Here is an 11,478-nt window from a genome sequence, read left to right as displayed (position 1 = left end):
CGTTCCCCCGCCCTTCCCCGACCGCGGCCGCCGCGTCCTGGTCAGCGGCGCCTCGCGCGGCCTGGGCCGGGCCCTGGCGTACGTCTTCGCCGAAAACGGCGACCGGGTCGCCGTGCACTACGGCACGCGCCGGGCGGACGCCGAGGACACCCTCGCCGCGCTGCCCGGTGACGGCCACGTCCTGCTGCACGCGGACATCGCCGATCCGCAAGGCGCCGCCGGTCTGATCGCCGCGGCCGACGAGGCGCTCGGCGGCATCGACGTACTGGTCAACAACGCCGCGGTCAACACCCCGCACCCGCCCGCCACCACCGACTACGCCGACTGGACCGCCGCCTGGCAGCAGCACGTCGCGGTCAACCTGCTCGGCACCGCGCACCTCAGCCACGGCGCGGCCCAGCGCATGATCGCCCAGGGCGGCGGCGGCCGGATCGTCAACGTCGGCTCGCGCGGCGCCTTCCGCGGCGAGCCGGACCATCCCGCGTACGGCGCGACCAAGGCCGCGGTGCACGCGCTCGGCCAGTCCCTCGCGGTCGCGCTCGCGCCGTACGGCATCGCGGTGGCGTCCGTGGCGCCCGGCTTCATCGACACCGAACGGGTCGGCCACCGGCTGGCCGGCGAACAGGGCGCCGCGATCCGTGCGCAGAGCCCGTTCGGCCGGGTGGCCGAGCCGGCCGAGATCGCGGCGGCGGTCCGCTGGCTGGCCTCCCCGGAGGCCCAGTGGAGCTCGGGCACGGTACTGGACGTCAACGGCGCGTCGTATCTGCGTACCTGAGCTTCGGTACCTGCGTACCCGAGCACCGCCGGCGGCGTCGGGGAGCCCGGTTTCCGCCTTGTCGGCCCGCCCGCGGCGGTGCCACCGTCATCCGCATGGCGAACTTCCCCGAGGACCTGTCGTACAGCAAGGACCACGAGTGGCTCCGCCGGGACGGCGACCGGGCCACGATCGGCCTCACGGACCACGCCCAGCGGCAGCTCGGCGACATCGTCTACGTCGAACTGCCCAAAGAGGGCGAGCGGTTCGAGGCCGACGAACCCTTCGGCTCCGTGGAGTCGGTGAAGGCCGTCAGCGAGGTCTGTCTGCCGGTCACCGGCACCGTCCTGTCGGTCAACGGCTCGCTCGACGAAGAGCCGGAACAGATCAACACCGACCCCTACGGCGCCGGCTGGCTGCTCACGATCCGGCTCTCCGGCAGCACGGACGCCCTGCTCACGGCCGCGCAGTACGAGGAGTACGTGCGCGAGGGGCTGTCCGGCTGAGCCGGTGGCCGCCCGGGGCGGGGCGGCCACCGACGCTCTGTTCGTTGTCCTGCGCCATGCTTTCGGGGTTCCTAACTGACGCACCGTCAGAGGTCTTCCGGGTCCGCCGTGGATGGGCTATACATGCCCCATCGGTAGAACGCGTTCTAGCGCGCAGCGGCGACCGCGCCGGTCGTGCCGCGCACCGCCGCGTCGCCGATCGCTGACGACCCCGGCCGGCCGACGGTGCGGACGGACGGCCGGGGTCTTGCCGAGTTCCGGCCCGCCGTCCCCCGCACCGCACGGCGAAGGAGCCCCGCCCCATGCCCATCGACGCCGCCAAGGCCATCGCCGCCGAGCCGCGCCTCTCCGACCTCGCCTGGGACCACAAGGACATCCAGCTCTACCACCTCGGCATCGGCGCGGGCGCGGCCACCGAGGAGCGGCCCGGCGCCGCCACCGACCCCGACGAGCTGCGCTACACCCTGGAGAGCCGGCTGCACGTACTGCCCAGCTTCGCCACCGTCGCGGGCGCCGGCATGGCCGTCGTCGGCGGGCTCTCGGCCCCCGGTATCGAGGTGGATCTCGCGGCCGTCCTGCACGGCGCCCAGAAGATCACCCTGCACCGGCCGATCCCGCTGCAGGGGACCGCCCGGCAGACCGCGACCATCCCCGCCGTGTACGACAAGGGCAAGGCCGCGGTCATCGTGCTGCGTTCGGAGACCGCCGACGCGGACGGGCCGCTGTGGACCAGCGACACCCAGATCTTCGTCCGGGGCGAGGGCGGCTGGGGCGGCGAGCGCGGGCCTTCCAGCCGCCTGGACCTGCCCGAACGGGCGCCGGACCGCACGGTGACCCGGCTGATCCGGGCCGACCAGGCGCTGCTGTACCGGCTCTCCGGCGACTGGAACCCGCTGCACGCCGACCCGGAGTTCGCCGAGCTCGCGGGCTTCGACAAGCCGATCCTGCACGGGCTCTGCTCGTACGGCGTGACGCTCAAGGCGGTCGTCGACGCGCTGCTGGGCGGCGACGTGACGCGCGTCCGGTCGTACGCGACGCGGTTCGCGGGCGTGGTCTTCCCGGGCGAGACGCTGCGGATTCGGATGTGGCAGACCGCGCAGGACCGCATTCAGGTCGTGGTGACGGCCGCCGACCGGGAGGACGCACCGGTGCTGGCGGACACGGTGGTGGAGCACAGCCAGGACACGCCCCAGGAATGACCAGGAGGAGCCGCAGATGCGCGCAGCCGTACAGCACGAGACAGGGCAGGACAAGCTCGACGTCCTCGAGGACGTGACGGCCGTGGGGTTCGGGCCGGGCACGGTACGCATACGGATCAGGGCCGCCGGACTGTGCCACTCCGACCTCTCCGCGATGAGCGGCGTGCTGCCGCAGCCCGCGCCGTTCGTCCCCGGGCACGAGGGCGCGGGCGAGATCCTCGACGTCGGGGACGGCGTCACGGGGCTGAAGCCGGGCGACCGGGTGCTGATGTGCTGGCTGCCCGCCTGCGGCGGCTGTCCGTCCTGCCGGCGCGGCCAGAGCCACCTGTGCCTGGCCGGCTTCATGAGCGCCGGCACCCCCAACTTCCAGCGCCCCGGCGGGGACGTCTTCGGGTTCGCCGGCACCGGCACCTTCGCCGAGGAGGTCGTGGTCGCCGCCCACTGCGCGGTGCCGATCCCGGACGACGTGCCGTACGACATCGCCGCGCTCATCGGGTGCGGGGTGACCACCGGGCTCGGTGCGGCCCTGAACACCGCGAAGGTCGAGGCCGGTTCGTCGGTCGCGGTCATCGGGTGCGGCGGCGTGGGCATCTCCACGATCCAGGGCGCACGGGCGAGCGGGGCCGCGCAGATCGTGGCCGTGGACCCGGTGGAAGCGCGGCGCGAGGCCGCGCTGCGCTTCGGGGCGACGGAGGCGGTGGCCCCCGATGAACTGGCCGACGCCAAGCAGCGGATCACCGAGGGCGAGGGCTTCGACTACGTCTTCGAGGTCGTCGGCAAGTCCGCCACCGCCCGCACCGCCTACGAGACGACCCGGCGCGGCGGCACCCTGTGCGTCGTCGGCGCGGGCGCGATGGACGACTTCTTCCAGGTCAACATGTTCGAGCTGTTCTTCGACGAGAAGAAGATCCTGCCCTCGCTGTACGGGGGCGGGGACGTGGCCCGTTCGTACGAGCGCGCCATCGCCCTGTGGCGGGCCGGCCGGATCGACCTGGAGAACCTCATCACCCACCGGGTGCCGCTCGCGGGCATCAACGACGCGCTGGACCAGATGCGGAGCGGCACCTCGCTGCGTACCTGCGTCGAGCTGTAGGGGAGGCACGGATGGTGCTGCACGGGAGGACGGCCGTCGTCACCGGCGCGGGCCGCGGCCTGGGCCGGGCCGAGGCGCTCGAACTGGCCCGCCTCGGCGCGAACGTGATCGTCAACGACTACGGGCAGCCGGGGCGGGACGGCTCCGGCGCGGCGTCCGCGGCGCCTGCCGAGGCCGTGGCCGCCGAGATCCGGGCCGCGGGCGGGCAGGCCACGGCGCACCTCGGGGACGTCGCCGACTTCGAGACCGCGCGCGGCCTGGTGGAGCTGGCCGTGGACACCTACGGGGCGCTGGACATCCTGGTCAACAACGCGGGCATTCTGCGGGACCGGATGGTCTTCTCGATGACCGAGGACGAGTGGGACTCGGTGCTCCGCGTCCATCTCAAGGGGCACTTCAACACGACGCGCTTCGCCGCCGCGCACTGGCGCGAGCGCTCCAAGGCGGCCGGCGCCCCGGTGTACGGCCGGATTGTCAACACCTCCTCCGAGGCGTTCCTCGCCGGCTCCGCGGGCCAGCCCAACTACGCGGCGGCCAAGGGCGGCATCGTGGGGCTGACGACCTCCACGGCGGCGGCGCTGGCCAAGTACGGCGTGACCGCCAACGCGATCTGCCCGCGGGCCCGCACCCGGATGACCGAGGACGTCTTCGCGGGCTTCGGAGAGCAGGCCGGGGGCGCGCCGGACCCGCTGGCGCCCGAGCATGTCTCACCGCTGGTCGGGTACCTCGCCGGGCCCGCGGCGGGCCGCGTCAACGGGCAGGTCTTCGTCGTGCACGGGGGCATGACCGCGCTCCTCGAAAGGCCGCGGGTCGCCGCACAGTTCGACACCGCCAAGGAGGTCTTCACCTACGACGAGCTGGACGCGGCCCTGACTCCGTACTTCGCGGACCGCGCCCCGGTGGAGAACTTCGCGGCGACGGAGGTGCTGGCCCTCAAGAAGGGCTGAGCGCCGCGCAACCCGGACACACGACGGCCGTGGCCGCCACGAGAGGCGTTTCTCGTGGCGGCCACGGCCGACTCGGGATGGCCGGTGTGCTCAGGCTTCCCGGGAGTTCTTGGGCCGGCGGTGCCGCCCGGCGCCGGACGCGGCCGCGTCCTCGCTCGCTGCCGGGCCACGGTGTTTGCCGGAGCCTGCGGCCGTGGCGGCCTGGGCGGAGGACCCTTGCGGGCGCGCCTGGGTCGTGTCGGTTCGGGCTTCGGACATGGAAAGTGTCACTCCGTCAGATCGCTTACAGGTGTACGCGTCGGGACCTCCCCCGGCTGCGCCGGGGGTACCCCCAGGCATCACCGTCGGTGGCCGGGTCAACCGGCTGCGTAGCCCCTTCAGAATTCTAACGGGGCGTGTATTTCCGCTCTACCGGGCCTCCCGGGCCGCCAGCGGCGCCTGCTGCAGCGGGACTGGCCTGCACGGTTGGGGATGCGTCCGGTCCACGTGCGGTTCCCTCGCGACCGGGTCCGGTTGTGCGGATGTTGTGCAGCCGTTCGGATACCCGGTGGGGGTTGTGCGGATTCCGGAAGCCGGCGGCAAAGCGGACGAGGTGTCCCAGGGGAGCCGCGTCAGGCGTTGCAAGTGCGATGCGGGGGCCGCTGCCGGTGCCGGCGCGGGGAGGGCGGGAAGAGGGGACGCGGCGTCCGGGGCGGTCGCGTCCCACGGGACGGTCACCCGTGCCACGCCGCACGGGGTGGCCGGCGTCGCGTACGGCAGCCGGAGCTCGCCGTCCGGTGTCCAGTGGCCGGTGCCGGCGAGCCAGCCCCCAGGGGCTGCCGGCCGGTGGAGCTGCTTCATCGAGGGCCGCCATGTGGCGAGCCAGGTGCCGGCCGCCGCGTCCACCCGGAACGCCACGGCGCAGCTCTCCGGGGCCAGCGCCTGGCCCGGCTGTACGGCGAAGGGGGTCAGCGCGGCATCCGCCGCGCGCAGCGCTTCGGGGAACCGCACCGGCAGCGTGCTGCCCAGTACGCCCCAGCCCATCCGGTCGTACCCGGGAGCGTCCGACCGCAGCAGGATCAGCCCGCTGTCGGGGTCGGCCAGCAGCAGCCGGTCGTTGCTCCGCTCCGTGATCTGGAGCAGCGGGCTGACCTCGCCGCCCCGGCCGAGGTCGACCACCACCGTCTTGGCCGGCCCGTCCAGCTCGCGGTCCAGGGCCAGCAGCCGGCCCTCCCGGTCCAGCCAGGCGCCGCCGGTGCAACGGCCCGGCACCAGGGCGATCCGCTGCGGGCCGTCGCCCCCGCCGTGCAGCAGCCAGACCGCGGTGGCCCGGCGCGCGCCGTCGCCGCCCACGGGGGAGAGGGCGTGGACCGTCGTGCCACCGGGGGCGGGCGGCAGCAGCGTCAGCTCCTCGGTCTCCACGGCGCCCAGCGGGAGTTCGCCGGTGCCGGGGCCCGTGGGGTACAGGAGGGCGACCGTGCAGTGGCCTTCCGTGCGGCGCAGGATCAGCACCCGGCCGTCGGTGAGCGGCAGCAGCGCGCTGTCCGGCTGCTCGGGGAGGCGGCCGGGGAGCGGTACCGCGTACGGCTCGCAGCCGTCCAGCGTCCAGCGCTCGGGGTACCAGCCGCCGCCCGGCCCCTGGATGAGCCGCGCGGCGTACGACCCGTCGGCGGCGAGCGTCAGTGCGGCGGGGCGGTGGGGCAGTCCGGTCTCCGTGACGTCCTCGGTGTTCCCGTCGGTTCCAACGCCCTCAATGGCACAGGCAGTCATGGAATGGTCACCTCCAGTCACGACTGAAGCTAGTTTTCGCACTTCGTGTCGATCAACGCGTGATGGACCACTTCACGCGTATGAGTGGCCGTTGTCCGATTCGCCTGCGAGCGGTGTGGCGGATGTGCCAGCCGGGTCGGTCCGTACCGGGTCCGCGCGGCGTCCGGCGGCGGTCCGCCGGGCCCCCGCCGCAGGTGCGCCCGGCATCCCGGGGTCACCGCGGCTGGGCGTCCGGCCGGGGCTGGGGGGTAACCTTCCACCCGTGCCCGCACTGTCTGAAGTCCTCTCCGCCCTCGACGCCCTGTGGCCCGCCGAGCGGGCAGAGGCGTGGGACGCCGTCGGCACCGTCTGCGGCGACCCCGAAGCGCCCGTACAGCGCGTGCTCTTCGCCGTCGACCCGGTACAGGAGATCGCCGACGAAGCCGTGAAGCTCGGCGCCGACCTGCTCGTCACCCACCACCCGCTCTATCTGCGCGGGACGACGACGGTCGCGGCGTCCACCTTCAAGGGCAAGGTCGTCCACACGCTGATCAAGAACGACATCGCTCTGCACGTCGCGCACACCAATGCCGACACCGCCGATCCCGGCGTCTCCGACGCCCTCGCCGGCGCACTTGACCTGCGCGTGCTGCGCCCCCTGGTGCCGGACGCGAGCGACCCGGCGGGCCGCCGCGGCCTCGGCCGGGTGTGCGAGCTGACCCACCCGATGACCCTCGCGGAGTTCGCCCGGTACGCCGCCGAGCGGCTGCCGGCCACCGCGCAGGGCATCCGCGCCGCCGGCGACCCGGACCGCACCGTCCGTACGGTCGCGGTGTCCGGCGGCTCCGGCGACAGCCTCTTCGACGAGGTGCGCGCGGCGGGCGTGGACGCCTTCCTCACCGCCGACCTGCGCCACCACCCGGCCTCCGAGGCCACCCAGAAGAGCCCGCTCGGGCTGCTGGACGCCGCGCACTGGGCCACCGAGTGGCCGTGGTGCGAGCAGGCGGCCGCGCAGCTCGACGAGATCTCCGACCGGCACGGCTGGGGCCTGCGCACGCACGTCTCCCGTACGGTCACCGACCCCTGGACCGCCCACGCGGCGTCCTCCCCGACCCTCGATTCACCAGGAGCCCCCAACTGAACGCCGCGCCCGCAGACCAGATCCGCCTTCTGGACGTCCAGTCCCTGGACCTCCGTCTCACCCAGCTCGCGCACAAGCGCAGGAACCTCCCCGAGCTGGCCGAGCTGCAGACCCTGGAGGGCGACCTCACCCAGCAGCGCGACCTGCTCGTCGCCGCGCAGACCGAGGAGAGCGACACCGCCCGCGAGCAGACCAAGGCCGAGCAGGACGTGGACCAGGTGCGCCAGCGCGCCGCCCGCGACCAGCAGCGCCTGGACTCCGGCGCGATCACCTCGCCCAAGGACCTGGAGAACCTCCAGCGCGAGATCGCCTCGCTCGCCAAGCGCCAGGGCGACCTGGAAGAGGTCGTCCTGGAGGTCATGGAGCGCCGCGAGTCCGCGCAGGAGCGCGTCACCGAGCTGACCGAGCGGGTGGAGGCCATCCAGGCCAAGGTCGCCGACGCCGTCAGCCGCCGGGACGCCGCCTTCGCCGAGATCGACGACGAGGCCGCCACGGTCACCAAGGAGCGCGCGCTGACCGTCGCCGACATCCCCGCCGACCTGCTCAAGCTGTACGACCGGCTGCGCGAGAAGCAGGGTGGCGTCGGTGCGGCCCGGCTCTACCAGCGCCGCTGCGAGGGCTGCCGCCTGGAGCTGGACATCACCGAGCTGAACGACGTGCGGGCCGCGGCGCCCGACCAGGTCGTGCGCTGCGAGAACTGCAGCCGCATCCTGGTCCGTACGCCGGACTCGGGCCTGTAAGCCCGATGCCGCGGACGTTCATCGTCGAGGCGGACGGCGGGTCGCGGGGCAATCCCGGGCCCGCCGGGTACGGCGCCGTCGTCATCGACTCCGAGACCGGCGAGACGCTGGCCGAGGCCGCCGAGTTCCTCGGTACGGCCACGAACAACGTCGCCGAGTACCGGGGCCTGGTGGCCGGGCTGCGGGCCGCCCACGCGCTCGACCCGGAGGCGGAGATCAGAGTCCGGATGGACTCCAAGCTCGTCGTCGAGCAGATGTCCGGGCGCTGGCAGATCAAGCACCCGGACATGCAGCCGCTCGCGGCCACCGCCAAGGCGGTCTTCCCGCCCGACCGGGTCACGTACGAGTGGATCCCGCGCAAGGAGAACAAGCACGCCGACCGGCTCGCCAACGAGGCGATGGACGCGGGCGCCGCGGGCCGCCAGTGGGAGCCGGGCACGTCGCGCGCGGCGCTGGCGGCGGGAGCGCGGGAGCCTTCGGGGGCGACAGCTTCCGGGGCGACGGCTTCGGTGGCGGCGACGGAGCCGCAGGGCGCCGGTGCGACTGCCACCACCGCCACGCCGCCGTCCGGTTGGGCCGCGCCCGCCGATCTCGGGGCGCCCACCACCTTCGTACTGCTGCGGCACGGCGAGACCGCGCTGACCCCGGAGAAGCGATTCTCCGGGAGCGGTGGCTCGGACCCCGAACTCTCCGAAGCGGGGCGCCTGCAGGCCCGTGAGGCCGCCGCCGCGCTCGCCGTACGGGGCACGGTCCAGGCGATCGTCAGCTCCCCGCTGCGCCGCTGCCGGGAGACCGCAGAGACGATCGCGGCCCGGCTCGGCCTGGACGTCCGCATCGAGGACGGGCTGCGCGAGACGGACTTCGGCGCCTGGGAGGGCCTGACCTTCTCCGAGGTGCGCGAGCGCTACCCGGAAGACCTGAACACCTGGCTCGCCTCCGCCAAGGCCGAACCGACCGGCGGCGGCGAGTCGTTCGCGGCCGTCGCGCGCCGGGTCGCGCAGGCGCGGGACCGGCTGCAGGCGCGGTACGCCGGGAAAACGGTCCTGCTCGTCACCCACGTGACGCCGGTCAAGACGCTGGTACGGCTGGCGCTCGGCGCCCCGCCGGAGTCCTTGTTCCGCATGGAACTCTCGGCGGCGTCGCTGTCGGCGATCGCGTACTACGCGGACGGCAACGCGTCGCTGCGACTGCTGAACGACACGTCGCACCTGCGGTAGGCGGCGCAGCCGCCAGGGCGCCGTGCCGTCAGGCCAGGGCCGCCGCACCCCGCGCCAGTCGCTCGACGCGCGCCCAGTCCTTGGCGCGCACCGCATCCGCCGGAAGCATCCACGTGCCGCCCACGCAGGCGACGTTCGGCAGTGCCAGGTACGACGGGGCCTTCTCCTCCGTGATGCCGCCCGTCGGGCAGAAGCGGGCCTGGGGGAGCGGCGAGGCCAGCGACTTCAGGTACGCCGTGCCGCCGGCCGCCTCGGCGGGGAAGAACTTCATCTCCGTGACGCCCTCGCCCAGCAGCGTCACGACCTCCGACGTCGTCGAGACGCCGGGCAGGAACGGTACGCCGGAGTCCTTCATCGCGCTCAGCAGCGGCGCCGACCACCCCGGGCTCACCAGGAAGCGGGCGCCCGCGGCGACCGTCTCGTGGACCTGCGCGGGCGTGATCACCGTGCCCGCGCCGACCACCGCGTCCGGGACCTCGGCGGCGATCGCCCGGATCGAGTCCAGCGCCGCCGGGGTGCGCAGCGTCACCTCGATCGCGGGCAGGCCGCCCGCGACGAGCGCGCGGGCGAGCGGTACGGCGTCGGCGGCGTCCTCCAGGACGACGACGGGGATGACGGGGGCCAGTCCGAGGACGGAGCCTTCGGGGGAAGCGGCAGCGGAGGCAGAGGCAGCACTAGTCACGCGTTCATAGTGCGCCTCGGCCGCATTCTTCGCAACGAGCGTTGCATGCTGTGCAACGCGACGGGGGTCAGAGCTCGGTGACGATCACGTCCAGGGCCCACGGCTTGCCGGCCTTGGCCGGGGCCTGCGCCTCCACCTCGTACCCCAGCTCGACGAGCGCGTCCACGAGCTCCGCCGGACCGGCCGGTTCCCGCCCGGCCGAGAGCAGGTCCCGGACCATCCGGCCCTTCGTCGCCTTGTTGAAGTGGCTGACCACGGACCGCTTCTCGACCCCGTTCACGATCTTCGACTGGAGTACGCGCACGGTCGCGGTCCGCTCCGCGACCTCGCCCTTGGGCTTCCAGGCAGTGGCATACGCGGCCGATCGCAGATCCAGTACGAGCCCGTCCCCGGCCGCCTCCGGCATGACCTCCGCCATCGGCCCGCGCCAGTAGGCGCCGAGCGCCCCGAGGGCCGGCAGCTTCACACCCATGGAGCAGCGGTACGAAGGGATCCGGTCGGCGATGCCCACCGCGCCCCACAGACCGGAGAAGACGAGCAGCGACCGCTCGGCGAGCGCGCGCGCCTTCGTGTCCAGCGTCGCGAGGCCCAGCGCGTCGTACAGGACGCCGGTGTAGATCTCCCCGGCCGCGCGCGCACCGGCCGTCCGCAGCGCGGCGTTCTTCGCGACCTCGCCCTTGAGCCCCTCGCTCAGGCCCAGTACCTCCTGCGCCTTGCCCGCGTCGGCCGCGCACAGCTCGACGAGCTCCGTCAATACGGTCTCGCGCGCGGCCGTGAGGCCCGGCAGCGACAGCGCGGCCACGTCCAGCGGGTCCCCGGCCTGGCCTGCGGCCTTCCCTTCGGACGGCGGCAGCAGAACGAGCACGGCGGTCTCCTCAATGGTCGTAGTGGTACGGGGTGCGGCCCCGGTGAACCCTATCCGCCGCTGTACGTGCCGGGCCGCCCCGCCAGGAGTAGCGTCGGCCACGACGCCGTTCCGAGGCCGGGAGAGCGCACCATGCAGAAGATCACGACGTGTCTGTGGTTCGACAACCAGGCCGAGGAGGCGGTGAACCACTACCTCTCCGTCTTCGACGGCGGCAGCATCCTGGACCTGCAGCGGTACGGCGAGGGCGGCCCGGGCGCCGAGGGCTCGGTCATGGTCATCCGCTTCGAGATTGCGGGCCAGGAACTGCTCGCGCTCAACGGCGGCCCGGCCTTCACCTTCTCCGAAGCGGTCTCGCTCTCGGTCGACTGCGCGACGCAGGAGGAGGTCGACGAGCTCTGGGCCCGGCTGACCGAGGGCGGCGAGGAGAGCCAGTGCGGCTGGCTCAAGGACAAGTACGGCCTCTCCTGGCAGATCGTGCCGCGGGCGCTCCCCGAGCTGCTGGGCGGCCCCGACGCCGAGGGCGCGCAGCGGGTCATGCGGGCCATGATGGAGATGAAGAAGATCGACATCCGCCGCCTGGAGGCCGCGTACAAGGGCTGACCC

13 protein-coding genes are annotated in these 11,478 nt (G+C 73.6%); 9 read left to right on the top strand and 4 right to left on the bottom strand.

The features are described from left to right. The 5 genes from CCS38_RS30885 to CCS38_RS30865 all read left to right on the top strand — a co-directional run. Positions 1-775 (top strand): SDR family NAD(P)-dependent oxidoreductase (locus tag CCS38_RS30885; RefSeq protein WP_223736629.1); only part of this gene is annotated, 775 nt, incomplete at its 5' end. 95 nt (positions 776-870) lie between these two features. Beyond that, complete coding sequence (gene gcvH, locus CCS38_RS30880; RefSeq protein ID WP_223736628.1) at positions 871-1,260, top strand: glycine cleavage system protein GcvH; 390 nt, start codon at positions 871-873, stop codon at positions 1,258-1,260. Between the two features lie 302 nt (positions 1,261-1,562). Beyond that, positions 1,563-2,459, top strand: coding sequence for an enoyl-CoA hydratase ChsH3 (chsH3, locus tag CCS38_RS30875; protein ID WP_223736627.1), 897 nt, complete (start codon positions 1,563-1,565; stop codon positions 2,457-2,459). Between the two features lie 16 nt (positions 2,460-2,475). Further along, the gene (locus CCS38_RS30870) at positions 2,476-3,552 is read left to right on the top strand and encodes a Zn-dependent alcohol dehydrogenase (protein WP_223736626.1); all 1,077 of its coding nucleotides are present in this window, start codon (positions 2,476-2,478) and stop codon (positions 3,550-3,552) included. Positions 3,553-3,563: 11 nt separating this feature from the next. Then, positions 3,564-4,499 carry a 3-oxoacyl-ACP reductase gene (locus CCS38_RS30865; RefSeq protein WP_223736625.1) on the top strand — a complete coding sequence of 312 codons (936 nt, stop codon included), beginning with the start codon at positions 3,564-3,566 and terminating at the stop codon, positions 4,497-4,499. 90 nt (positions 4,500-4,589) lie between these two features. Here CCS38_RS30865 and CCS38_RS30860 read toward each other — a convergent pair whose 3' ends face one another. Further along, positions 4,590-4,757, bottom strand: coding sequence for a hypothetical protein (locus CCS38_RS30860; protein WP_223736624.1), 168 nt, complete (start codon positions 4,755-4,757; stop codon positions 4,590-4,592). 150 nt (positions 4,758-4,907) lie between these two features. Then, positions 4,908-6,248 carry a hypothetical protein gene (locus CCS38_RS30855; protein ID WP_223736623.1) on the bottom strand — a complete coding sequence of 447 codons (1,341 nt, stop codon included), beginning with the start codon at positions 6,246-6,248 and terminating at the stop codon, positions 4,908-4,910. Between the two features lie 262 nt (positions 6,249-6,510). On the opposite strand from CCS38_RS30855, the gene CCS38_RS30850 reads away from it, so the two are divergent. Genes CCS38_RS30850 through CCS38_RS30840 form a run of 3 tightly spaced genes read left to right on the top strand, consistent with a single transcriptional unit; the run spans position 6,511 to position 9,325 of the window. Further along, positions 6,511-7,368, top strand: a complete 858-nt coding sequence (locus tag CCS38_RS30850; protein ID WP_223736622.1) for a Nif3-like dinuclear metal center hexameric protein — start codon at positions 6,511-6,513, stop codon at positions 7,366-7,368. After that, positions 7,365-8,108: a zinc ribbon domain-containing protein gene (locus CCS38_RS30845; RefSeq protein ID WP_223736630.1), complete on the top strand. Its 744-nt coding sequence runs from the start codon at positions 7,365-7,367 to the stop codon at positions 8,106-8,108. Before CCS38_RS30850 ends, CCS38_RS30845 begins: the two co-directional genes overlap by 4 nt. Before the next feature lie 5 nt (positions 8,109-8,113). Next, positions 8,114-9,325, top strand: a complete 1,212-nt coding sequence (locus CCS38_RS30840; protein ID WP_223736621.1) for a bifunctional RNase H/acid phosphatase — start codon at positions 8,114-8,116, stop codon at positions 9,323-9,325. A gap of 28 nt (positions 9,326-9,353) precedes the next feature. Here the strand turns inward: CCS38_RS30840 and eda are convergent, their stop codons facing one another. Both eda and yaaA read right to left on the bottom strand, forming a co-directional pair. Next, complete coding sequence (gene eda, locus CCS38_RS30835; RefSeq protein WP_223736620.1) at positions 9,354-10,007, bottom strand: bifunctional 4-hydroxy-2-oxoglutarate aldolase/2-dehydro-3-deoxy-phosphogluconate aldolase; 654 nt, start codon at positions 10,005-10,007, stop codon at positions 9,354-9,356. Between the two features lie 67 nt (positions 10,008-10,074). Continuing rightward, positions 10,075-10,872 carry a peroxide stress protein YaaA gene (yaaA, locus tag CCS38_RS30830; RefSeq protein WP_223736619.1) on the bottom strand — a complete coding sequence of 266 codons (798 nt, stop codon included), beginning with the start codon at positions 10,870-10,872 and terminating at the stop codon, positions 10,075-10,077. Between the two features lie 132 nt (positions 10,873-11,004). Here yaaA and CCS38_RS30825 point away from each other — a divergent pair, with 132 nt between their 5' ends. Beyond that, positions 11,005-11,475, top strand: a complete 471-nt coding sequence (locus CCS38_RS30825; protein WP_223736618.1) for a VOC family protein — start codon at positions 11,005-11,007, stop codon at positions 11,473-11,475. Positions 11,476-11,478: the final 3 nt, after the last annotated feature.

The sequence above is a fragment of the Streptomyces purpurogeneiscleroticus genome, from assembly GCF_020024005.1.
GTDB classification, from domain to species: Bacteria; Actinomycetota; Actinomycetes; order Streptomycetales; family Streptomycetaceae; genus Streptomyces; species Streptomyces purpurogeneiscleroticus.
Note: the sequence above shows the minus strand (reverse complement) of the source record. Positions and strands in the feature narration are given on the sequence as shown.

Coding starts and splice junctions, on each gene's coding strand:
- gcvH (WP_223736628.1), top strand. CDS start 871: ATGGCGAACTTCCCCGAGGACCTGTCGTACAGCAAGGACCACGAGTGG.
- chsH3 (WP_223736627.1), top strand. CDS start 1,563: ATGCCCATCGACGCCGCCAAGGCCATCGCCGCCGAGCCGCGCCTCTCC.
- CCS38_RS30870 (WP_223736626.1), top strand. CDS start 2,476: ATGCGCGCAGCCGTACAGCACGAGACAGGGCAGGACAAGCTCGACGTC.
- CCS38_RS30865 (WP_223736625.1), top strand. CDS start 3,564: ATGGTGCTGCACGGGAGGACGGCCGTCGTCACCGGCGCGGGCCGCGGC.
- CCS38_RS30860 (WP_223736624.1), bottom strand. CDS start 4,757: ATGTCCGAAGCCCGAACCGACACGACCCAGGCGCGCCCGCAAGGGTCC.
- CCS38_RS30855 (WP_223736623.1), bottom strand. CDS start 6,248: ATGACTGCCTGTGCCATTGAGGGCGTTGGAACCGACGGGAACACCGAG.
- CCS38_RS30840 (WP_223736621.1), top strand. CDS start 8,114: ATGCCGCGGACGTTCATCGTCGAGGCGGACGGCGGGTCGCGGGGCAAT.
- CCS38_RS30825 (WP_223736618.1), top strand. CDS start 11,005: ATGCAGAAGATCACGACGTGTCTGTGGTTCGACAACCAGGCCGAGGAG.